Origin of the sequence: Paenibacillus vulneris (assembly GCF_039543185.1) — a bacterium.
In the GTDB taxonomy this organism is placed as follows: Bacteria; Bacillota; Bacilli; order Paenibacillales; family NBRC-103111; genus Paenibacillus_S; species Paenibacillus_S vulneris.
Genome location: NZ_BAABJG010000036.1, coordinates 21,545 through 43,908, shown reverse-complemented (window position 1 = coordinate 43,908; position 22,364 = coordinate 21,545). Strand labels below are relative to the sequence as shown.

19 protein-coding genes are annotated in these 22,364 nt (G+C 52.2%); 16 read left to right on the top strand and 3 right to left on the bottom strand.

Annotated elements, in window-relative coordinates; all coding sequences use genetic code 11:
* Positions 1-152 precede the first annotated feature (152 nt).
* Both ABEA66_RS27840 and ABEA66_RS27835 read right to left on the bottom strand, forming a co-directional pair.
* The gene (locus ABEA66_RS27840) at positions 153-2,192 is read right to left on the bottom strand and encodes a peptidoglycan D,D-transpeptidase FtsI family protein (protein ID WP_345592797.1); all 2,040 of its coding nucleotides are present in this window, start codon (positions 2,190-2,192) and stop codon (positions 153-155) included.
* A 34-nt stretch (positions 2,193-2,226) separates the two neighbouring features.
* Positions 2,227-2,358: a hypothetical protein gene (locus tag ABEA66_RS27835; RefSeq protein ID WP_256865574.1), complete on the bottom strand. Its 132-nt coding sequence runs from the start codon at positions 2,356-2,358 to the stop codon at positions 2,227-2,229.
* A 243-nt stretch (positions 2,359-2,601) separates the two neighbouring features.
* On the opposite strand from ABEA66_RS27835, the gene ABEA66_RS27830 reads away from it, so the two are divergent.
* From ABEA66_RS27830 to ABEA66_RS27760, 15 genes are all read left to right on the top strand, one after another.
* Complete coding sequence (locus ABEA66_RS27830) at positions 2,602-3,144, top strand: RNA polymerase sigma factor (protein ID WP_345592794.1); 543 nt, start codon at positions 2,602-2,604, stop codon at positions 3,142-3,144.
* On the top strand, positions 3,141-4,685 hold the full coding sequence (locus ABEA66_RS27825; protein ID WP_345592792.1) for an ABC transporter substrate-binding protein: 1,545 nt from the start codon (positions 3,141-3,143) through the stop codon (positions 4,683-4,685). The genes ABEA66_RS27830 and ABEA66_RS27825 overlap by 4 nt, the downstream gene beginning before the upstream one ends.
* Before the next feature lie 24 nt (positions 4,686-4,709).
* The gene (locus ABEA66_RS27820) at positions 4,710-6,119 is read left to right on the top strand and encodes an ABC transporter substrate-binding protein (protein WP_345592789.1); all 1,410 of its coding nucleotides are present in this window, start codon (positions 4,710-4,712) and stop codon (positions 6,117-6,119) included.
* An 88-nt stretch (positions 6,120-6,207) separates the two neighbouring features.
* Positions 6,208-8,124, top strand: a complete 1,917-nt coding sequence (locus ABEA66_RS27815) for an FAD-dependent oxidoreductase (RefSeq protein WP_377740191.1) — start codon at positions 6,208-6,210, stop codon at positions 8,122-8,124.
* Positions 8,125-8,335: 211 nt separating this feature from the next.
* Positions 8,336-9,193 (top strand): copper amine oxidase N-terminal domain-containing protein, encoded by an 858-nt coding sequence (locus ABEA66_RS27810; RefSeq protein ID WP_345592785.1) that lies wholly within the window; start codon positions 8,336-8,338, stop codon positions 9,191-9,193.
* A 287-nt stretch (positions 9,194-9,480) separates the two neighbouring features.
* Positions 9,481-10,380, top strand: coding sequence for a helix-turn-helix domain-containing protein (locus ABEA66_RS27805; protein ID WP_345592783.1), 900 nt, complete (start codon positions 9,481-9,483; stop codon positions 10,378-10,380).
* A gap of 73 nt (positions 10,381-10,453) precedes the next feature.
* On the top strand, positions 10,454-12,034 hold the full coding sequence (locus tag ABEA66_RS27800) for an extracellular solute-binding protein (protein ID WP_345592781.1): 1,581 nt from the start codon (positions 10,454-10,456) through the stop codon (positions 12,032-12,034).
* A 39-nt stretch (positions 12,035-12,073) separates the two neighbouring features.
* Positions 12,074-13,054, top strand: a complete 981-nt coding sequence (locus ABEA66_RS27795; protein WP_345592779.1) for an ABC transporter permease — start codon at positions 12,074-12,076, stop codon at positions 13,052-13,054.
* A 685-nt stretch (positions 13,055-13,739) separates the two neighbouring features.
* A complete protein-coding gene (locus ABEA66_RS27790; RefSeq protein WP_345592777.1) occupies positions 13,740-14,612 on the top strand; it encodes a carbohydrate ABC transporter permease in 873 nt (290 codons plus the stop codon).
* A 23-nt stretch (positions 14,613-14,635) separates the two neighbouring features.
* Positions 14,636-16,171 carry a sulfatase family protein gene (locus ABEA66_RS27785; RefSeq protein WP_345592775.1) on the top strand — a complete coding sequence of 512 codons (1,536 nt, stop codon included), beginning with the start codon at positions 14,636-14,638 and terminating at the stop codon, positions 16,169-16,171.
* Between the two features lie 390 nt (positions 16,172-16,561).
* Positions 16,562-18,256, top strand: a complete 1,695-nt coding sequence (locus ABEA66_RS27780; RefSeq protein WP_345592773.1) for a glutamine--tRNA ligase/YqeY domain fusion protein — start codon at positions 16,562-16,564, stop codon at positions 18,254-18,256.
* Between the two features lie 244 nt (positions 18,257-18,500).
* On the top strand, positions 18,501-19,262 hold the full coding sequence (locus ABEA66_RS27775; protein WP_079914111.1) for a hypothetical protein: 762 nt from the start codon (positions 18,501-18,503) through the stop codon (positions 19,260-19,262).
* 459 nt (positions 19,263-19,721) lie between these two features.
* On the top strand, positions 19,722-20,588 hold the full coding sequence (locus ABEA66_RS27770; RefSeq protein WP_345592769.1) for a helix-turn-helix domain-containing protein: 867 nt from the start codon (positions 19,722-19,724) through the stop codon (positions 20,586-20,588).
* Positions 20,589-20,789 (top strand): hypothetical protein, encoded by a 201-nt coding sequence (locus ABEA66_RS27765; RefSeq protein ID WP_345592767.1) that lies wholly within the window; start codon positions 20,589-20,591, stop codon positions 20,787-20,789.
* 58 nt (positions 20,790-20,847) lie between these two features.
* The gene (locus tag ABEA66_RS27760; RefSeq protein ID WP_079914113.1) at positions 20,848-21,090 is read left to right on the top strand and encodes a hypothetical protein; all 243 of its coding nucleotides are present in this window, start codon (positions 20,848-20,850) and stop codon (positions 21,088-21,090) included.
* A 152-nt stretch (positions 21,091-21,242) separates the two neighbouring features.
* Here the strand turns inward: ABEA66_RS27760 and ABEA66_RS27755 are convergent, their stop codons facing one another.
* Complete coding sequence (locus ABEA66_RS27755; RefSeq protein ID WP_345592764.1) at positions 21,243-22,100, bottom strand: AraC family transcriptional regulator; 858 nt, start codon at positions 22,098-22,100, stop codon at positions 21,243-21,245.
* 136 nt (positions 22,101-22,236) lie between these two features.
* On the opposite strand from ABEA66_RS27755, the gene ABEA66_RS27750 reads away from it, so the two are divergent.
* Positions 22,237-22,362, top strand: coding sequence for a hypothetical protein (locus tag ABEA66_RS27750; RefSeq protein WP_345592762.1), 126 nt, complete (start codon positions 22,237-22,239; stop codon positions 22,360-22,362).
* The last annotated feature ends 2 nt before the right edge of the window (positions 22,363-22,364 follow it).

Genomic DNA, 22,364 nt, shown 5'->3' with positions numbered 1-22,364 from the left:
CAAACATAATAAGCCGGTTCCCTGTAAGGGATTCCGGCTTATTCGACTTACTTTCAAATTCAAGGGGCCCTTGCAAAGCAGCTGAATCAGCCTCGAAGCCAAGGCTCCACTTCCGCGTTGTTTCCACACCTGGTGCTTGTCATGGAAGCGGCTTACCGCTTTTTCTCCTTGCTGCTCAGACCGCCGATATATTGATCGTAGGCCTCGTAGATTTTGGCTGCGATCGGAGCGGCTCCGTACCGTCCGAACCTTCCTTCCGGAACGACGACGGCTACCGCAAGGACGGGATTATCGGCCGGAGCGAAGGAGATAAGCACCGCATTATCGACGGTTCCGCCGGGTACGGCCTGCGTGGACGTACCGGTCTTGCGCGCTACGGGGAACGGCAGATCCTCAATGCCCGCTGCGCCGCTCTTCATTCCTTTGATTACGATATCCCAGTAATTTTTAGGATAATTGACCTCGTTCAACAGGACGGGTTCAAATCCTTTGACAAGCTCGCCTTCCGCCGTTGTGATCTTATCGACGAATTGCGGCTGCATCCTCTTGCCCCGGTTAGCGAGCGTGGCGGCATATTGCGCCAGCTGCAGCGTAGTATACTTCTCGTTTTGCCCCCATGATGCATAGACCATGGCAGACTGCTTACTGCTCGTTTTGGCGTTTTGGAAAAAGTCGTTGGACCCGGCAATTTCGTTGGGCAAATTACTTCCGGTTTTAACGCCCAGGCCGAACTCTGCCAGATGCTCCGCCCATACGTCGAGCACCTTGGATTTCTCGCCGCCGTACTTGTTCCAGAGCGGGATTCCTACCATAGCGGACATATAGGTATTGGACGAATTGATGATTGCGGTTGTCGGATTCAGCGCACCGTAGGCATGCCCGTCTGAATTTCGGATCGTGGCGTTATTGCCTACCCCGAAGGAGAAGGAGCCTGAATCGTTATAAGTGCTGTTAGGATTAATGACGCCTTCCTTCAGCCCGATCAGAATGGTCAAGGGCTTGATGACAGAACCCATGAAGACGAGCGAGGAAGGATGCTTATTACGCTCCTTTTCCGGAAAATCAGGATAGGACGTCGTAATGGTGCCGTTATTGACGAACGGCATGATTTGGTTGTAAGCCTCATTGCTGCTAATGCCGCCGGTCCACAGATTCGTGTCGTAGTCCGGCATGCTTGCCATGGCAACGACCCTGCCGGTCTGTACCTCCATGGCTACAGCGAACCCGGAGCGGGCATTCGGGGCATAGGCGAACTCCCCTGCGGCCGAGCGGTTTCGAAGGAAGCTAAGATGCTCGGTAATCGCCTTCTGGGTCGCAAGCTGAATGTCCTTATTAATGGTTAAGTATAAATTATGGCCTTTCTCTGGCTTAACGATTGTGGGGGGGCCTATAATTTTCTCGGCTGCATTGACCGGATAGGTCTTACTGCCTTTCTTCCCTCGCAGCTCCTCCTGATACATCAGCTCCAGGCCATCGAAGCCGACATCCTCGACATCCAGATACTCATCCGTCTTGCTCCTGTAGTAGGCCAGACCGGAGTCCGGATTTCGGGCGGCGTTGAACCGTTTCATATAGCCGACCAATTGGGCTGCGATTCTCTGGCTGTCATACAATCGGACGCTGTCCTCCAGGATTTCGATGCCCCGCAGCTCATCCCGGTGCTCCAGCAAATAGGCGATTTCCTTATTGGATAAATCGGCCTTAATCCTTCTTGGGATGGAATAATAGCTCGGATCCTTGGTCTTGTTCTTATTCAAATCAAAGCCGACATCCATCAGCTTCAAGATATCGGCGGCAGAGAGCACCTTGGCATCCGGGTTGCCCTTCTCGGCGAAGATCTGCTCGAGTTTATAAGCGAGCTCTATGATTTCATCCTTGTTCGTGGCACGGCCCTCTACCCGGTAGTAGAGTGACTGCATGGACCGGGACTGGGCGATAGCATAACCCGTCTGGTCGTAGATCGTGCCGCGGATGGGGGCGATCGGGCTTTCGCTGTGGGAAACCTTGTTCTCGATCTCTTTGAAATATTTTCCCTCTACAAACTGCAAAATGGCTAATCGAATAATCAGTACGCTAAACAGGGAAAACGTAACAAAAAAGAATAAATTCAACCGAATGGAAAAATGTCTCCGTTTCCGGATCTCCTGCTTCTCGGCCTGGTCCTCTTTATAACGAAAAAAGCCGCTGCCCACTTGTCTTTCACTCCTCAGACCCATGTCCCGTAAATTATTGCTGCGCAAACCAAATGATGGCTATCCATAGCACGACGGCCGCCAGAAATCCCATCATTCCGCAGACGGAAGCCCAGCGCCAATCGAACCTGCGATTTGTTTTATCCTGTAATAGACGTGTATCCATCCCGCATTCTCCTTTACAACCATAGTTTACCATGCCGCAAGGCTGCTGTGTTGAGAGGTTTACCACAACAATGAAAATTTTTTGGGCGTTATGGCGCATAAGGAAACGGGCTAGCGGACGTCTGTCTATATGACGAAGCGCTCGAAGGAAAAGTTACGGGTTATCCCCATTAGAAGAAAATATTTCCGATAAAGGGAACCTTCCTCCTGTTGGTTCGTCCAATTGTTTGTGAGGTGAACAGGGGTGGCCTTTGAATATTTAAAATCACTTTCCGGCGGGATGGACAAGAATGTCATTCTGGAAGACATCATGCTTGCTTACGGGGACGATGTGTGGAATTACGCATTTTTCATGACACGAAATAAAGAGCTTACCGACGATATCACACAGGAGGTATTCGTAAGGGTATATGAACGGCTGTACTCCTACCGGGGAGAGGCCTCGGTGAAAACATGGCTGCTTACCATAACGCGCAATTTGGTGAAGGACCATTGGCGTTCCTCCTGGATTCGCAGGGTCATCCCGTTTGGTCTTCAGACCAGGGAAGGCAGCAGTCCTTCAGCCGAGACGGAGGCCATGGGGCTTATGGTGGAGGAGGAGGTATGGCATGTCGTCCTCGAGCTGCCCCGCAAGCTGCGGGAGGTGCTGCTGCTTCATGCGCATCATCAGCTGACTCATGCCGAAATAGCCGGATTATTGTCTTTGTCGGAGGGAACGGTCAAATCAAGATTGTATCGGGCGAGGGCCAAAGTAAGCGGTTTGTTGAACAAGGAGGGCAAGCCATGAAGCAGATGGAACCGGAGCAATGGGAGAAGCGGCTCGCGGGATCGCCGTTACGGCCGGGCGAGGGGGGCTTTTCCAAAGATTTGATGAGGAAGATAAAGGAGCGTGTCGAAGTGGAGGGAAATCCGAGAAGCCGGCGCTGGCTTAAGCTGAGTCCGGTGCTGTTAGCTTGTGTGCTGTTAGCCTTTGCGTTTACCAGACAGGAGGAGCTCGGGGGCTTGCTCGGGCAGCTGTCGAAGCCGGCCAGCCCTGCGGTGCTGTCACCGATGGATCAAGAAAAGGAGCTGACGCTGAAGGTCGCATATTTTCATGAAAATACGTTTTCAATGCGCTACGGCAAGGCCTACACCATCCGTTATCCGAACGTGGAGGTCAAGATCGTTCCTGTCGACACGAGCGGGTGGGGACAGGCTGATTATAAGGAGAAGATGGTCCAGCTGATCGATAAGGAAAACCCGGATGTGCTGTACTTATCCCCCGACTTGTATAGCGAGCTTGCCAAGGAAGGCAGATTGTACCCGCTTGAGGCGGTCATGAAGCAGGATCATTATGATCTGCAAAATTTGTATTCGGGCGTAACCGATACGCTGCGCAAGCTTGGAGAAGGCAAGCTGTACGGATTGGCTCCGGAGTACGAAATGAACGCCCTGTACTATAACAAAAGCTTATTCGACAAATACGGGGTCCCGTATCCAAAGGATAAAATGAGCTGGGAAGAGGTGCTGCAGCTGGCGGCGCGGTTCCCTGCAGACGGCACCAGAGAGAACCGGATTTACGGTCTTATGCCGTCCTATTACAGCGACGCTTCAGAGCTCGCTATGCAAATCGGGAAGACGAACGGCATGAGCCTGATCGGTTCGGACGGAACACAGGCTACGGTGAACACGGACGCTTGGAAAAAGGTATGGGGAATGGCGATTGACGGTTTTCAGAAAGGGTATGTCTACAAACGGGAGCCGTCTCCCCAGCGCAATATGATGATGGATGAGGTATACAAAAGAAATCCCTTCATTTCGGGTAAAGCAGCGATGGCTGTCTATGGGTTCTCGCTTAGTAATGATTTGAAGCAGGCTGCCAGCAGATACAACATGCCTTCCTTTCCATGGGATATTGTAAGTGAGCCTGTTCATCCGGCCCATCCGGATGAGACGTCCTCCCTGTTTATCGGATCGGTGTTCGCGATCAATGCCAAGTCGGAGCATCTGCGGCCCGCCTGGGAGATGCTGAAGCTGATCAACAGTCTGGAAATCGCCAAGAAGCTGGATAAATCCTATGGCGGCGGTCTATCGGTCCATTTAAAGGCTTTAAAGCCTGACGAGGAGCATAATTACGCTCCGTTCTACAGCATGAAGCCTGCCGAGCTGCCGGATTCCTCGGTGCATCCCCGTCTGCTCCGCAAGTTCAATGAGGCCTTCGCCCCGGCGGCCGCACAAAGAACGGGTTCCGTCGTCGAGGGTAAGGAGAGGCTGGACGATATGCTTAAACAGCTGCAGGAAGACGCGCAAAAGGCGCTGTTCAACGCCCTGGTAGACAGCCGGAATTAATGGATGGAAAGAGAGAGGATAGGGATGAGCATTCGAAAAAATGGCCGCATACCTGCCAAATGGGGAAGGAAACGGTACGGGTTCTCCATGCTTGCGCTTGCGTTGGCAGCCTCCGTTATGCTTCTTTTGAGCGGGTGCGACAAAGCAGAGGAGGCTTCGGCTGGCCCAATCAAAGGCACCCTTCGGATTGCTATGGGCAACGAGGATCAATTCCAGTACGAGTACGCGGACTATTTTATAGCTAAATTTCCTGAGCTGGATGTGAAGATCGTTCCTACGCAGGATCTGTATGGCACAAACTATGTGAAGGACTATATGAAGAATTATTTGAAGCTGATAGATGAGCAGAAGCCGGACCTTCTCATTACCAACTCGTATGATTACGGGAAGCTTGTTCAGGAGGGGAAGCTGTACGACTTGTCCCCTCTGATTGCCAAGGACCAGTTCGACGTGGGGAATCTGCTTCCGGCGGCCGTCGATTTCCTGAAGATGAAAGGGGACGGGAAGCTGTACGGCTTGTCGCCGAGCTTCACCAGCTCAGTGCTATTTTATAATAAGGATCTGTTCGACAAGTATCGGATCCCTTATCCGAAGGATTCGATGACGTGGGAGGAAATGATTCGTCTGGCACAGCGGTTTCCGGCGGAAGGGGGCAAGGACGAACGGATTTACGGCTTCCATATGGGATACATGAGGTCGCCTCTGAGTCTGGTTACCTATATCGGCCAGGCGGAGGGACTCGCATATACCGATCCAACGGGGAGTAAGGCGATGCTGGATACAGATTCGTGGAGAAACATCTACCGGATGGTCATCGACGGCTACAAGAGCGGGGTGTTTCAGTGGAGCTTTATGCCGGATAAGCGCATGTACGATAAGGAGGATGTGGAGCGGGAGGATATGTTCAGTGCCGGCCGGGCCGCCATGACGATCAGCAATCTGGGGCAGATCAACGGTCTGAAGCAGAGGGGGGCGACCTTTGCCTGGGAGATGACGAGTGCCCCTTCGTCCAATCCGGGACATAGCAGCAATCCGAATTTTTCAGTCTACCCGATTTACAGCATCAACGCCCAAGCCGAGAATACAGCCGCCGCATGGGAAGTGGTCAAATATTTTAACGGGCGCGAGGCTGCCAAGATCGAAGCCAAGACATCGATGGATCTGCCGGTGCGCAAGGAATTCGCCAAGGAGATCGACGGTCACAGCCTGGAGCCGTTCTATAACGTGAAATATAACGAAAATGTACAATCCGGTTACAATGACAGCATCCCGGTCTCTTTCACCGAGCAGCTTCAGGTGATTATGGAGAAGCAGATGCAAGCGATGCTTCAGGACGGGGTATCCGTGGAAGCGGGACTGAAGCAGCTGCAGGAGGAAGGGCAAATGGCGTTGGATAAAGCGCGCGCAGAGGAAAAGGCAAGGACAGGGAATTAAATCGCAGCGGATCAAGTGTTGAATTTGTAAAAAGATTCCTGTTACAATATATGGAATTGAACTCATTTTTTATTGTAACAGGAGTTGAATGTTTCAGGTGAAACGGTTCCGTATGTGGATAGGCGCGATGATCTTAGTAGCGATGATTGGGGGGATATTGCAATGGGACGCATGGAAGAGCCGCAGCGCCGGGATAGGTCCGCAGCAGCCTTTGAAGAAGGTGGAATCGGCTGCGCAGATTAAGGAGAGCTATGATACGATCGTCGTGGGAACTGATCCGGAAGGCATTGCCGCAGCCGTCTCGGCAGCGCGTAATGGACTAAAGGTGCTCCTGGTCGACGGGAAGGACCGTGACATCCTGGGGGGACTCATGACCCTCGGCTGGCTGAATACGCTCGATTTGAACTACGCTCCCCAGCAGCCGGCGGCTTCGGGTAAACACAACTTTTTGAATAAGGGCATTTTTCAGGAATGGTATAACCAGATCGAAGGAACCTCGTTCGACACGCATACGGCGGCCAATGTGTTTTATAAGATGGTAAGCGGCGAGCCGAACATCGATCTGCTAATGAAGACGAGGGAAATCAAGCCTCTGGTCCAGGCCGGCAAGGCAGGAAACGCTGTAATCGGCTTGCGTATTGTTAGCGCTGATCAGACCGAGCATTCGGTCTATGCCAAGACAGTGATCGACGCTACACAGGATGGGGATATCGCTGCCATGGCAGGCGCACCGTTCACGATGGGACGTGAGGATATCGGCGATGCCTCCTCCCAAATGGCTGTGACACTCGTGTTCAAGCTTGGCGGAGTTACACCCAAGGTGTGGGACTCGTTCGGCAAGCATCCTCATACGGGAAGCGATAAGATGAGCGCCTGGGGCTTTCCCGAAATGAAGGACTATGTGTCCACGAACAAAGAGCGGGTGCGCATGAGAGGGCTGAATATAGGCAGGCAGAACGATAATACCGTCCTGATCAATGCGATGCAAATCTTCGGTGTCGACCCGTTGAATCCTGAATCGGTCCGTGAAGGGATGGAGATCGGGAGGAAAGAAGCCGAGCATATCGTTACCTATATGAAAAACAACTTCAGCGAGTTCAAGCGGGTGGAGCTGCTAGGAACGGCGCCTGAGCTGTATGTCAGGGAAACGAGGCATCTGAAAGGGGAATACCGCTTGACGATGACCGACTTGATGGAGAACAGGGATCATTGGGATGCTATAGCTTACGGCTCCTACGAAGTGGATATTCAGAGCACGAACTATAAGGATCCCGGCTCGGTCATGATGAAGCCGAAGCAGTATGGCGTACCGTTCCGCTGTCTGGTGCCGTTGAAGGTGGACGGATTGCTGGTCGTCGGGAGAGCGGCGAGCTTCGATTCTCTGCCTCATGGAAGCGCTCGCGTCATTCCGCTTGGAATGGCGACGGGAGAAGCGGCCGGAGCGGCAGCCAAAATAGCGCTTGACCGGGGAGTGACGTTCCGGCAGCTGTCCCAATCGAAGGACGGCATAACGGAGCTGAGGGACAAGCTGATGCAGCAAAACGTGGAGCTGTCGTTGTATCCATTCGACAAACCTGCTTATATGCAGCATAAAGCATTCCCGGGCCTGAAAGCCGCAGTCAGCATGGCGGTTACGATAGGCGGCTACGATAATATGAATTGGGATTTGGACGGCAAGTCCAATCCGCAGCGGTTTGTCTCCCATATGGCCAATGTACGTAAAGTACATCCGGCGCCGTTCCAGGGCGATGCCGGCTTATCCATCCGGCACATGCCGACCCCCGCGAAGCAGCCTTTGACGCTGGATCAGGCGGCTCTGACCCTGGCTATGGCGGCGGGTCTCAAGAGCACGAGGGAAGAGGCCGTAGCGGAGCTGGTGCAGCGCGGATGGCTGAAGAAGGATACGATCAAGCAAATTTCGGACCCGTTGCAGCTTACGAATGGTGACAGCTATATGCTGATCCGCGATTTCGTGGAGAATACGGCCGGAGTTAAGTATGAGTGAAGTAGAGAGGGCTGTGGAGTTCTGCCTAGCGTAGAGCCTCATGGCTTTTTTTATGTCTGAATCAAGCTTCCTATCGGATGCAGGAAGGCAGTTCGTATTTTCAGATACACCTGCGTGAAAAATTTTTTTGGACTCACCCTCCAAAAGCGGGGGGCTTTTACCGAATTCTACTAACAGCTACCTCAACCTACATCCTTGGAGGGATTATTTCATGAACAAAGTACTATTAGCGACAGCATCCGGTGTATTGGCTACCAGTCTATTTGCCGGAGCGGCCTTGGCGAAGTCCGACAACGGCAACGGTGCGGAGAAAAAAGCGGAGAATGTGATCCAAACTCAGACTTCGGCGGAAACGAAAGCAAGCACCAAGAAAGCGGATACCGGGGCTTCCGTTACGGACAGCACGTACAACGCCAACGGCCATCAGGGATATAAGGGGCTATTGAATGCTATTGACCATGTTCAGGATAAACCGGCAGGCGCGGTGATCGCCGAGCTGCTGCTGACGAAATACGAAAATAAACTGACGGATGAACAAAGAACAAAGCTGGAGGCTATTCAAGCGAAGGATGAAGCATTATCCGCTGTAGCAGACTTGCTTGAGGAGCAAGGAAGCGTAAGTGATGCCGTCTATGTTCAGAAGGATGCAGTTCGGGCAAACGCCAAAAATATTCAAGCATATAAAAAGCTTGGCAAACTGTACGATAAGCTGGGCAAAAAGGGCGTCAAGCTCTATGTGAACGGGGAAGAGCCGTCGTTTGAAGTGGCTCCGTTTATTCGTGAAGGCAGCACGCTCGTTCCGTTCCGTGCTATTGCCGAAGCGCTGAAGGCGGATGTCGCTTGGAACGAAGAGGAACGTTCCGTTACGGTAACGCGCGATGGAATTTCCGTGAAATTGTTTATCGGAAGCACAACTGCTTACGTTGACGGAAAAGAAGTCAAGCTTGAAGTTCCTGCGGAGATTGCCGACGGCAGCACCGTTGTGCCGGTACGATTTATTAGCGAAGCATTAAAAGCTGCTGTTAACTGGGAGCCGGATACGACCTCCGTCATAATTAACGAAGAATAAGGGCGCAAGCCGGAAGGAAAAGTCAGAGAGTGCATATAGCACTTTCTGGCTTTTTTTGTACCCCGGAAATATGCCTTGCAATCCGTTTGGGCATTCCCTGCGGTGCCGCGCCAGCAGCATGGATGGCTTTGCGGGGTTATTTTGATCTGTATCGTTGTCGTAATAAGCAATAATTTTGTCCTGATCGAACATGCCGCATGCTTGCAAAATGAGGTAAGATAGAGTTAACTATAAACCATACAAAATCTAGTGTAATACTTGGTATTAAGGAAGGGGCAGATCCGGATATGTTAGTCAAAACATTCGCCAAGTACAGGAACGACGGACACTCCATCTGGGTCCAGCGATCCTCACATGGATTGCACAATATCGTTGAGGAGCATCGGCACGACTATGTGGAGCTGGTCTATGTGGTTCATGGCGAGGGCCGCCACCGAATTAACCAGCAATGCTTCGATATTCATGCCGGAGATGTGTATGTGATTCTGCCAGGTGAAAGCCATGCCTACGTGGATGTGGGGGCTTCCGGCATAGAAATCATCAATTGCCTGTTTGAGGCAGAGTCGGTGCTTACCGCCTATCCGGATCAGCCGGATACGGTTCGTGAGCTGGCTTACGTAGCCCCTTTTTTTGAAGAGCTTGCCTTATTACCCCGAAACCTACAGCTGACGCATGAGCAGTCTAGTGCTGTTGTGGCTTTGCTCGAAAGCATGATCCAGGAGGGAAAGGACATGGAGCCCGGATTCGGGATGGTGAACCGGCTCAAGCTGATTCAATTGCTCGTCCTCTTATCGCGCTGTAAGCTGCAGCAGCAATCTATGCAGAAGCAGCATCGGCCGTTAGCGAGCGGTCATGAGATTTTGGTGCGCCGAGTGAGACATCATCTTGAAATGAACTTTCACCGAAAAATTACGGCTGCCTCCTTGGCGAAGGAATTTACGATTAGCGAGCGGCATCTGAACCGCGTGTTCAAACAGGAGACGGGGATGAGCATTACGGCCATGCTGCAGCAAATCCGAATCGAGCGGGCGAAGCATATGCTGCGCGAAACACCGAAAAGTATAGAGGCGATCGCGCTCGCCGTAGGCTTCGGGGATGCATCCTTTTTTACGAGATTGTTCGCACGTATGGTAGGCAGTACGCCAGGCAGCTTTCGCAAGCAGTCCAAGGCCCGCAAAATATCATAAAAGGGCCGTATGGGGAGAAAGGGTTCGCTTGTCGGACCGTATAGTTAAACAGATATAGATAGGAGAAATGGATATGCATTTGAGTGGAGAGAAGGCTTATTGGAGGGTTACAAAGCGCAAAAAGCAGAAGAAGGGAAGCCAATCTCGGATAGCGGGAACGATGGCTGCGCTGCTGCTGTCTTCGGCACTGCTTGCGGCGTGCGGCGGCGGCAAGGCTGCCGGCAAGACGGAGGGAGCGGCTCAGGATAGCGGACCGCTGGAATTGAGCATCATGACGGTGACGCCAAGCACGCCTCCTGCCTCCGATGACAATGTCATCAAACGCGAGATTGAGAAGGCGACGAACTCCAAGATGTCGATTCGCTGGGTGTCCAACAATATTTATACGGAGAAATTAAATATTGCCCTGGCTTCCGGAGATATCCCGGATTTGACGATGATTAACGATCCTTTCAACAGCACGTTCCGGACCATGGTCGCCCAAGGAGCATTCTGGGACATTACCCCTTATATCAAGGACTATCCGAATTTGCAGAACGGTACGCCCAAGATTGCTTGGGAGCTGACGAAGATGGAGGACGGGAAGAACTACGGGATTCCCCGCGCACGGGATGAGAACGACGAGGCGTTCCTGATTGTCCGCAAGGACTGGCTCGACAAGCTGAATTTGAAGCCCCCGACAACGACCGAGGAATTATACGCGATGATGAAGGCTTTCGCCGAGCAAGATCCTGATGGCAACGGCAAGAACGATACGTTCGGCCTGTCGACGGGGTTTGATACGCTGCTGGGAACGTTCGAGGGTATTTTTACCGGGGTTAACGGCAAGTGGAAGCTTGAAGGCGATAAGCTCGTCTATACTGCTTTTCTGCCGGAAGTGCGAAAGGCGTTAGAGTTCACGACGCAAGCTTACAAGGAAAAGCTGCTGCCGGAGGATCAGCTCTCGCTTAAGCTGACGCAGGTTCGCGATTTATACAAGGGCAACCGTGCCGGCAGTGTTATCGATAAAACGGGAACGGGCAATCGGGTGTACGCGACCGATTTGAGGAAGCTTGTGCCGACGTTTAAGGATACGGACTTTTATCCGTTAACCTCCATTAACGGTTTTACGCCGAAGGGAACGGGCTTTAACGGCATCCTGGCGATTCCGAAAACCGTGCCTGAAGCGAAGATGAAGCGGATTTTGAAGCTGATCGATACTTGGATGACCAATGAAGTAGGCGCCATTCAGCGCTTCGGTCTTGAGGGAGTACATCATAACGTCGTCAACGGGGTGAAGGTCACGATTCCAGAGAAGCTTAACGCGGATAATGCTTCGGACTTTAACCAGATCGTCAATCCGACCGATCCGAGTCTGGATGCGGCTGCACCTACGCCGGATATGAAGGCGGCGGACGACCAGAAGAGGCGAATTCAGGAGGAAAGGGCCAAGATCAGCGTGCCGGATATCAGTGTTGGCTTAAGCTCGCCAACTGCGCTCATGGTGCTTCCGGATTTGGAGAAGCAGATCCTGGATCTGAAGTCCAAGATCGTCATCGGAAGAGAGCCTATCAGCGCTTGGGACGATTTCGTTGCCAAGACGAAGAATAGCCCGGACGTGATCAAAATGACGGAGGAGATGACCCAGGCTTATCACAAGCGGATCGGCAAATAGCGTCCTATAGGGCTGACGTAAAAAGAAAGGGTGACATCCATGGAGCACACCGAAGGACGCATTGTGCCCGTACGCCAGAATCATCCGCACAGCGGCCGCAAGACGCGGCCCTTCTGGCGCAAGCTCGGGCTGGACATAAAAAGAGACCGCTATTTGTATTTGATGGCCCTGCCCGGAATCGTATTTTTCCTTATTTTCAAGTATGTGCCGATGTGGGGAATTGTGATTGCCTTTCAAAATTATTCGCCCTTCGGAGGGGTCAGTCATAGCCCGTGGGTAGGGCTGGAGCATTTTCAGCGGTTCTTCTCTACCACTGATTTCTGGCTACTCTTTCGCAATACGCTCGCGATTAATGTATTGAATTTATTGTTCTTCTTCCCGCTGCCTATCCTTGTGTCGCTGATGCTGAACGAGCTGAGGAGCGTTATTTACAAACGGTTCATTCAATCGGTGATATATTTGCCCCATTTCTTGTCATGGGTTATCATAGCCGGCTTGACGTTCATGCTGTTCGCCAAAGGGGAAGGCCTGATTAACCATTTGCTGGAATCGATGGGGCAGGAGCGCATCGACGTGCTGACGAACCCGGATCTGTTCTGGGTCATGGTGACGGTGCAGTCCATGTGGAAGGAGGCCGGCTGGGGGACGATCGTCTTCCTTGCGGCTATCGCCGGAGCCGACCCGCAAGTGTATGAAGCCGCCAAAATGGACGGAGCCGGCCGATTCCGGCAGATGTGGCATGTCACGCTGCCTGCCATTCGCAGCGTCATCGTGATTCTGCTCATCCTGCGGCTCGGCCATATGATGGACGTCGGCTTTGAGCAAATTTTTCTTATGTATAACGGGGCTGTATCCCAGGTTGCCGAGGTATTCGACACGTATGTATACCGTAACGGGATTCAACGGGCCCAGTTTAGCTACAGCACTGCCGTAGGCTTGTTCAAGTCGGTCGTCGGGCTGATCCTGGTCGTCGTATCCAACCGGATTGCCAAGAAGTTCGGCCAGGACGGCGTATTTTGACAGGGGGGCGCGTTGCTTGGCAAGCTCTGGGTTGTTTGTAGAGATTGAAAAATTGCAACGTTATTCCGGTGGGGTATCTCCCTCCGGCCGCTGTTGTTATCAGGAAATTTTCAATGTATCCGCTATTTGGCGGTGATTTCCAGATAACAAAGGCGGACGCTATCGCTCCACCAGGAGACAACCCACCTTCACCTTTTGCATTTTTCTCTACTCAACAATCTCTAGGCTTTGCTTTCGCAAAGCTTGGAGAGTAGCTAATGAAGTTGGCTTTGCTAAGCAAAGCCCTTGGTTTTTGAAACCTGTTCTGCGGGAACTATGCCGAATATGGAGGTGGGGTATGCCTCGGAGGAGTTTACGTCCGCCTTTGAAACCCGTGAAAATACCGCTTAATATAATCACGTTTCACGGGTTTCAACTGCTGGGGGCTTTGCGTAGCAAAGCCTGCTACGGAAGCTTGGCTGTAGGGGCATACCGCACCGGAGTATATTGGCAATAGTTCAAGCTCTATAGGTTTTTCAGCAGACCCAGGCTTTGCTGCGCAAAGCCCAGAGCAGAAGCTTACGAAGCAGGCTTTGCACAGCAAAGCCCAGAGCAGAAGCTTACGAAGTAGGCTTTGCTCAGCAAAGCCCAGAGCAGAAGCTTACGAAGTAGGCTTTGCTCAGCAAAGCCCTTAGGAGGTACACTCATGAAACATACTACTTTAGGAGACTCCGTCTTCCGATATACGAACGGCGCCTTGCTGGCGCTGCTCGCGTTCCTGACCTGCTTTCCGTTCTACTACGTTGTCGTAGTGTCCTTTACGGATCCCGGCGAATATTTGCAGAAAAAGTGGGTGCTGTTTCCCGATCATTGGAGCATAGCTTCCTACGAATATTTGCTGTCCACCAAAGCGTTTCTTCGATCGGTAGGCAACAGCGCCTTTCTGGCCATCGTTGGAACGATCTGCAGCTTAACGGTGACATCGATGATGGCGTACGCCCTTTCCCGCAAACGGATGCGCGGACGCAAAGCGATTCTTTTCATGGTGCTCTTGACGATGCTGTTCAGTCCGGGACTCATCCCCCACTACATGCTGGTCCGGCAAATGGGCTTGATCGGAAGCGTGTGGTCGCTGATTATTCCGGCGCTCGCCAGCGGCTGGAACGTGATCCTGATGAAGGGCTTCTTCGACAGCATCCCCGCCGAGCTGGACGAGTCTGCCGCCATCGACGGAAGCAACGATATCCGAACCTGGGTCACGATTGTCCTTCCGCTATCGCTTCCGGCCATCGCCGCATTCGCTCTGTTCGATGCTGTCGGCTATTGGAATCAGTTTTTTTCAGCCCTGCTGTATTTGAACGATTCCTCCCAGTGGCCTATTCAGGTGCTGCTGCAAAATATGCTGCTTAACGCCTCCAACACGGATTTGCAGGCCTATGATGTCTCCATGCAGCCTCCTCCGTCGGAGATGCTCAAGATGGCTGCAGTTGTTGTGGCTACCGTGCCGATATTACTGGTATACCCTTTTTTGCAAAAGCATTTTGCCAAAGGCGCTATGGTAGGCTCGATCAAAGCATAGGATAAACAGAGAGGATGATGGTCATGGTACAAACCAAACCGAATATTATTTTTTTCATGACGGACCAGCAGCGCTGGGACTGTATCGGCCGGTACAACGAGCATATTAAAACCCCGACCCTCGATAAGCTTGCCGATCAAGGAATCGTCTACAACCAGGCGGTGTGTCAAGCGCCCATGTGCGTGCCCAGCCGAACCTCCATGATGTTCGGCTACTATCCGTCGCAGCTTGGCGTGCTGACCAATTACGGCGGCCTGCACGACGAAGATAAGCTGCCGAGCGATCCGCTGCCGGAGCTGATGCGCAAAGCGGGATATCAGACGGCCGGCTTCGGGAAGACGCATTGGAACCACGGTGAGAAGAATCCCGTTCCTCCGACGAGAGGCTTCGAGGTGCGCGCGGTAGGACTTGCCCGCAATAGCGGGCATTATGAAGACGGGGCGGTCATGATGGGCGATGCCGAGCCGGAGGGCTTGGCCGCTTACCATGAGGAGACCCGGAATTACGGCGGCGGGGAAGAGAACGCGAACGGGTATATCGGCTGTACAAGCCGGATTCCGATGCACTGGCACCGGGACGGATGGGTAGCCGAGGAGTGCATGAAGTTTTTGCAAAACGGTTTGGACGAATCAAGGCCGCTGTTTTTGTACCTTTCCTTCCTGAAGCCGCATGCCGGGTTCAACGTGCCCGAAGCTTTCGAGTCTATGTACCGCCTCGAGGACATACCCGATCTGCCGCAGCCTCCTTGGGAGCAGGAGCAGGGGACTCATTTGGCCGCTAACGATGGGGGGAGCGCTCAGACCCGCAGCAATTATCTCGATAAGAGACAGGTCTGGGAGCGGATGACGCCGGAGGAGAGAAGACGAACGACGCTGCGTTATTGGGCTAACTGTACCTGGCTGGATCATTATTTCGGGCGGGCGCTGGACCTGCTGGAGCAGCAGGGAAGACTGGAAAACGCGCTGATTGTGTTCGTATCCGATCACGGAGAAATGCTGGGCGAGCGCCGCTTCCGGTTCAGCAAGTACTGCTTGTACGACAGCAGCGTGCGGGTCCCGATGATTTTATCCGGCTCTTATATTGCCAAGGAAAAACGGGGAACGGAAGACGACCGCCCGGCCGAGCTTATCGATCTTGTGCCTACGTTGTCGAGAGTGGCGGGCCTTCCGCGAAATCCTCTCCTCCCCGGTCTGGATTTGCTCGGAGAGCAGCAGCGCCTAGGGACGTTCTGCGAATACCATTCCAAAGGCACATACGGAGAGCATATGCCCCCTTCCTTGATGTGGCGTAAGCAGGATTGGAAGCTGATCCTGTACTTGCCCGGAGCGCTTCACGACGCCTTCTCCCGGGTGGACCAGGTCCAGGGTGAACTGTATCATTTGGCGCAGGACCCTCATGAATGGCATAATCTATATGGTATGCCAGAGTATGCAGCCGTTCGGGAGAAAATGACAGCCGAGCTGCTTATGCATCTGGCCTGCGCGTGGACCAGAGGCCCGTCCTTTTATGATAAACAGGGCTTGAAGGCATTGGATTTGTCATTTGACAAATGGTTGTAGTTGATGTAAATTGTTCAATAATTCAAAATTGACCGACAATGACGAGAAGAGTAAGTAAAACGGTTTTTTCACCAGAGAGCCCCGGCAGCTGAAAAGGGGTAAAGAGCCTTTTACCGAAACAAGCCTCTGAGTCTCATACCGATCCTTGCGCAGGAACTGCGTGCAAGCGGGAGGCTATGACAGGTGCTCCTGTTACAGAGCTAGGGTATCGCGATCGCTGCTTATGATAAGGCTTCGCCGTACCTGATAAGGTCGGCATGGCGACATGCCGATGAACTGGGGTGGCAACGCGAAATCGGACTCTCGCCCCCAAGACGAATCTTGGGGGTGGGAGTTTTTTTTGTTGTTCTGAGGTCCATAAGTGAAAAAAGTTGGGAGGTCATCTGTACGATGGGAAATGGGAGCGTATCAAGCATGGAGAATAAGCCGCTAAACGCGATAGAGGAAATGGTCGCACAGGATCTGGCGATGCAAGGGCCGAATGAGCAAAAGGTCTGCACCCGGTTTCCGCCGGAGCCGAACGGGTATCTGCATATCGGGAGCGCCTACGCCATTAACATTAATTATTCGATAGCCAAAACCTTCGGAGGCAGATTTCACCTGCGAATGGACGATACAAATCCATTGAAGGAGGACATGGAGTACGTTCAGGCGATCATCGAGGATATGAAGTGGCTTCAATTCGATCCCGGGCCATTCATTTATTACGGCTCGGATTATTCCGACCGGCTTTATGATTACGCCGTGCAGGTTATAAGGAAGGGACTTGCCTATGTGTGCGACCTAAGCGCGGATGAAGTCCATGACTATCGCGGCACCTTGACCGAGCCGGGCAAGGAAAGTCCTTACAGAAACCGGACCGTGGAGGAGAATCTCGATTTGTTCCACAGAATGAAGCAGGGGGAATTTCCGACAGGGGCGCGGGTTCTTAGGGCCAAGATCGACATGGCTTCGCCGAACATGAACATGCGGGATCCGGTCCTGTATCGGATTATTCATGCGCATCATTACCGGACGGGGGATCAGTGGTGCATCTACCCGATGTATGATTTTGCCCATCCTTTGCAGGACGCGATCGAAGGCATTACCCACTCGTTATGCTCAATGGAGTTCAAGGACCACCGGCCTCTGTACGAATGGGTTCTGAATGCGTTAGATATTCATCCCGCTCCAAAACAAAGAGAGTTCGGTAGGCTGAATATCCAAGGCACGGTTACGAGCAAACGGTACTTGAGAGAATTGGTGGCGGGAGGCTTCCTGGAAGGCTGGGATGATCCGAGGCTGCCGACGATCAAAGGCCTGAGACGAAGAGGCTATACGCCGGAAAGTATTCACCGTTTTCTGGATGAAATCGAGGTATCCAAGTCGTGGAGCACGGTCGATATATCGCTGCTGGATCATTTTGTACGCGATCATTTGAAAACGACAGTACCTTGCGTGATGGCGGTTCTCAGGCCGCTGAAGGTCGTTATCACCAACTATCCGGAGGGTCAGGTGGAGTGGCTGCCGATCCCGAACAACCCGGAGAATGAGGAGCTCGGGGAGAGGAGGGTTCCTTTTTCACGGGTGCTCTATATCGAGCGGGACGATTTCATGGAGCATCCTGTCAAGGGCTTTCATAAGCTGTCCCCAGGCCAGGAGGTCAGACTTAAGGGCGCTTATTATTTACGATGTGAAACGTTTAGAAAGGACCCGGTCACAGGGGAGATTACCGAGCTGCACTGCACCTACGATCCGCAGACCAAAAGCGGTACCGGCTTCACCTGCAGAAAGGTCAAAGGAACGATTCATTGGGTATCGGAGGAGCATGCGGTGAATGCCAGCGTCAGGCTGTATGACAAGCTGCTGCTTGATGAGGGGGCGTTGCAGGACGAGCAGGCCGGCTGGGGGGACAAAATCAACCCGGACTCCATGATCGAGCTGACAGATTGCTTCGTCGAGCCTTTCTTATCCCAAGCGCCGCCGGAGAGCCGGTATCAATTTATGCGGCACGGCTATTTTTGCGTAGATTCCAAACATTCCTCGTCGAAGCGGCTGATGTTCCATAGGACGGTTTCTTTGAAGGACGGCTGGAAAAGGACATAAGGCGGAAGGAGGACTATTTTCGCGGCAAATAGGCAGTTGGAGCAGCGGGTCGTGTTTGAACGGCCCGCTTTTTTGTGCCGCGCGCAAGGGAAACGGGGCATTTACCAGCATTCGAGAAAAGCGCAGATATCGTTATTTATTGGAAATGTATTAATAGGTAGGATATTTATAGCAATATGTCGAATACAACTTAGGTAACCATAGGATGGCTGAGCCGTCCAATACAGCAAATAGGAGAATTATTTTGCAAAAGCTAGCGTCATTTTTATTGGATATCGTCGGTTTGTTCTTCCAAGGACTGATATTTATAGCGGCTATAGGATGCTCTTATGGTCTGTTGATCGATTGGACCATGCATAAGCGGTTAATGAATTCGTTTCATGCCAGCAGCGATATTATGAGCTATTGCATTCAGCAGCTGGCGGAGGACGGACCCTTGGCCGCGGCCATTGTCACAGGATTGACGATCGCAGGACTGATCGGGTGCTACTTGCTTGGCATCATCATTTCGTATTTCGGCAAATGGCTGCTGGAGCGCGGTCCCCTCGATCGCAACCGTGCCATCTGCTTCAAGGAAAATACGGAAGTGTTGGAAGGGGTAAAATTAAAGCTGTACGCGGAATTTCATGTTACGCTGCGCGAAATACGGGTCAAAATGGGATGGGCCCCGTTCTACCGCTGGGCCTCGCATCTGGCGTCCATCCGGGGCTGGAAGACGCCGCTGCTTCTGTACAAGCTTCGTTGCAGCACGTACCGCTCTTTGACGGGGATTTTTGCCGTCGCATTCTGCTTCGTTATGGTCCTGCAGCTGCTGAATGTCGTGCTATCCTACTCTTATGCCATTAATTTGCATTGGACGATGTTCGTGCTGCTCTGCATCGCTTTCTTGGCGGCGGCTTACGTCTCCAAGCGCTTCTACGAGGAGGATTACCTTCGTACGGGGAACGAGTCCGTCATGATCTTGAACTCTTATTTTGCCTCCTCATCCGAGGGGAAGGAGGAGTAATTCCCTTCTACTCCTCAGAACAAAAGGACACATCCAAAAAGGATGTGTCCTCAGATTGTCGAGAGACCCTGTTTTGCGCGAAATATGCTATATGTGGAGGTGGGGTATGCCTCGGAGGAGTTTACGTCCGCCTTTGAAACCCGTGAAAATACCGCTAAATCTAATCCCATTCACGGGTTTCAACAGCGGCTGGAGGGGCATACCCCATCGGAGTATATTGGCAATAGTTCAAGCTCAATAGGTTTCTCGACAGACTCAGGACACATCCAAAAAGGATGTGTCCTTTTGTACTTCCCGCCTCTCACCAAATAGCGGTGAATAGCGCAGAAAAGCTCATCTTACCCTAAGCAGCGCAAGGCTGCATACATATTGTTGTAGGCAAAACAGGGGAAGCGGATGTATGATAGTAGCAGACATTTGCACAATCCTAATGCTTTTTTGGTTGAGTGGGAGGCTATCATGGATCAAGACAAATTGCAGCTTCAGCTCATGCGAAGCTATCTGGACAATACCCAGATTACGCTGCAAATGGCGCATTACACGAAGGTAGGCACGAACTGGCGGGTCTCCAACATGATGACGGACGTCAACCGCCTGTATTATATCCGGGAAGGCGGCGGCTGGATTCATATCCGCGGCAAGGATTATTATCCCGAGCCCGGCCAGCTGTTCCTGCTGCCTGCAGGCATGCGGCTGTCTTACGCTCCGGAGAACGATAATCCGCTAGGCAAATATTGGTGCCATTTCTCGGCGACGGTGGGGGACGTGAACCTGTTTCAAATGCTCGACCTGCCTCATTGGATCACCGTAAAGGACGAGCCGCTGCTCGAAAAGCAATTTCAGCAGCTGCTGGAGCTGCATACGGATAGCTCCGTTACGGCGCCATTGCGCATAAAATCCATCCTGTTCGAGATTATATCCGAATACATCGAGCAATCGGAGACGCAGCTGCACTTGGCGTCGACCTCCAGCACGTCCAAGATCAATATCGTCCTGTCCTATATCGAACGTCATCTTGCCGAGCCGATTACTGTCGAGGAATTGGCGAAGCTGGTCCATTTTCATCCGAACTATTTCATGCACTATTTCAAATCGATGATGGGGCTCTCTCCCATTGTGTATATCAACAAGAAGCGTCTGGAGAAGGCGCGCCGAATGCTGGCTACGACCGATCTGTCGATATCCGCGGTAGCGGACAAGATCGGAATGGAGCTGTACTACTTCTCTAGGATATTCAAAAAACAGTCCGGCCTTTCCCCATCGGAATACCGCAAAGCATCCGGCAAAGCTATTTTCCCGGAAGAAGAGGTGCTGGAGCAGCCTTGAATGACGCGACAGTCACTCCTTATGAAGCCGTTACAGGCTACGGGCAGCTGGAGCTGGCGGACCCCGACGGGTGAGGGGTGGCAGGTTTATCATAACTATTTGACTATACAGCAGGCTAACAGGAAGCACCGCGCCGCCGCCGAAGTAAAGTCTCTTCACCAACCGGAAAAAACAGGTGTAATCCTGTTTCGCATCGGGTAAATTAGAAGTGAGCTTATCTTTATATCGAATGGAACTGAATGTGAAGGAGGACCTGACGATGGATGAAAAAGAATGGGAAGAGCAGCTCGCGCGCAAGCTGACGGAAGGAGAAATGGACACGGAGGATACCGAGGAAGCGGCCCGCAAGCGGCTGCCGATCAAGACGGAAATCCGTATACAGGCTCAGATCGATCCTGTCGTACGGGAAACCAAGCTGTACCGGCAGATGGCTCGAGAAGTCGACGACCGGTATGACCGCTGGGTTAAGGAAGAACCGTCGGACCCTGATAGCAAAAAATAACGGATACAAGCTGGCATCGTTTTGGACGGTGCCGGCTTATTTTTTTTCTGTATTTTTGAGAGGACTTGATCGGTTACGATATGCGCAAAAAGCCCTGGTTCCGGCGCGAGCTGCACGGTATCGGGGCTTTAGTTCATAAATCATTCGGCACATTAATCAAAGGAACGCTTGTAGCGATACGGGGTCAGCCCCACATGCTTTTTGAACAGCTGGCAAAAATATGGGAAATTGCTCAGCCCGATCGACTGGCCGACCTCCTGAACGGTCAAATCGCTTGTTTTCAACAGCCAGCACGCCTGCCGGATCCGCCTTGCGGTCAAGTATTCCGTAATGCTGGTCCCCGCTGTTTGGCGAAATACGGCCGAGATGTGATTCGGCGATAGATGAACGGCTTTGGCCAGGCTTTCCAAATGGAATTCCTCCATATAATGCTCCTCGATCCACTCCATGACCTGCTCGGCGCTGGTCGATTTGCTTCGAACGGGTCTCGCCGCCTCTTCAGGATTCCAATGCCCTTTCAGCTCATGCAGCAGAGCGACAAGAAACAGCATTTCTTCTTCCAGAAGATCCTCAGGCTGTGCTTTCTCAATTCGTGTACGGTATACATTCAACAGTGCAGCCATCCGCTCTTGAGGCAGACCGGAGAACACCTGGTAAGCGATAGGGTCCTTCCACAGCCAACGAAAGAACGATTGCAGCGATGCAAACGGTGCTAGATAACGGTCAAGCTCAGAGGGCTCGAATACGAACAAAGAACGGATGTAAGGGGCCTCTTCGCTGATCTTCATTTGAATACGATGCAGCTGAAACGGACGGAAGTACACCAGACTCCCCGGCCCGAGCTTCACGATTTGCTGATTTACGATGACACTGCCGTGTCCTTCATGAACGTATAAAAGCTCCATCCCTTGATGGGCGTGGAAAATTTCAACAAATTCGTGGGTACGGTCTCTGGCGAAGGAGAGCTTAACCGGGTGTCGGTTCAAGTTCATATAGTTCATTATTTTCATCGGTAGTATCACCTCAGTCGGTTAACCGTAATATAACAACATTTTATCATAAACACACCAAACAATGGACGAGCATTTTTTGATAAGCTTGTTTATAGTATTTGGATTCACTGGAGAATCGTTTAGGAAAGGGTCGGTGACCGGCCATGAATGGCCGATTCTGCTTCACGGCTTGGCCAGTACAAGCACTTGGCGGCAGCCGATGGTCAGAAGCCGAAGCGTGGCGGGATACGACGGCAGACATTCTCCAATCACTCGCTAATA

Excerpts from the sequence above, each read along its gene's own strand:
- ABEA66_RS27825 (WP_345592792.1), top strand. The coding sequence starts at position 3,141 with ATGAAGCAGATGGAACCGGAGCAATGGGAGAAGCGGCTCGCGGGATCG.
- ABEA66_RS27815 (WP_377740191.1), top strand. The coding sequence starts at position 6,208 with ATGTTTCAGGTGAAACGGTTCCGTATGTGGATAGGCGCGATGATCTTA.
- ABEA66_RS27780 (WP_345592773.1), top strand. The coding sequence starts at position 16,562 with ATGGGAAATGGGAGCGTATCAAGCATGGAGAATAAGCCGCTAAACGCG.
- ABEA66_RS27760 (WP_079914113.1), top strand. The coding sequence starts at position 20,848 with ATGGATGAAAAAGAATGGGAAGAGCAGCTCGCGCGCAAGCTGACGGAA.
- ABEA66_RS27785 (WP_345592775.1), top strand. The coding sequence starts at position 14,636 with ATGGTACAAACCAAACCGAATATTATTTTTTTCATGACGGACCAGCAG.
- ABEA66_RS27795 (WP_345592779.1), top strand. The coding sequence starts at position 12,074 with ATGGAGCACACCGAAGGACGCATTGTGCCCGTACGCCAGAATCATCCG.
- ABEA66_RS27800 (WP_345592781.1), top strand. The coding sequence starts at position 10,454 with ATGCATTTGAGTGGAGAGAAGGCTTATTGGAGGGTTACAAAGCGCAAA.
- ABEA66_RS27805 (WP_345592783.1), top strand. The coding sequence starts at position 9,481 with ATGTTAGTCAAAACATTCGCCAAGTACAGGAACGACGGACACTCCATC.
- ABEA66_RS27790 (WP_345592777.1), top strand. The coding sequence starts at position 13,740 with ATGAAACATACTACTTTAGGAGACTCCGTCTTCCGATATACGAACGGC.
- ABEA66_RS27770 (WP_345592769.1), top strand. The coding sequence starts at position 19,722 with ATGGATCAAGACAAATTGCAGCTTCAGCTCATGCGAAGCTATCTGGAC.
- ABEA66_RS27810 (WP_345592785.1), top strand. The coding sequence starts at position 8,336 with ATGAACAAAGTACTATTAGCGACAGCATCCGGTGTATTGGCTACCAGT.
- ABEA66_RS27755 (WP_345592764.1), bottom strand. The coding sequence starts at position 22,100 with ATGAAAATAATGAACTATATGAACTTGAACCGACACCCGGTTAAGCTC.
- ABEA66_RS27765 (WP_345592767.1), top strand. The coding sequence starts at position 20,589 with ATGACGCGACAGTCACTCCTTATGAAGCCGTTACAGGCTACGGGCAGC.
- ABEA66_RS27820 (WP_345592789.1), top strand. The coding sequence starts at position 4,710 with ATGAGCATTCGAAAAAATGGCCGCATACCTGCCAAATGGGGAAGGAAA.
- ABEA66_RS27835 (WP_256865574.1), bottom strand. The coding sequence starts at position 2,358 with ATGGATACACGTCTATTACAGGATAAAACAAATCGCAGGTTCGATTGG.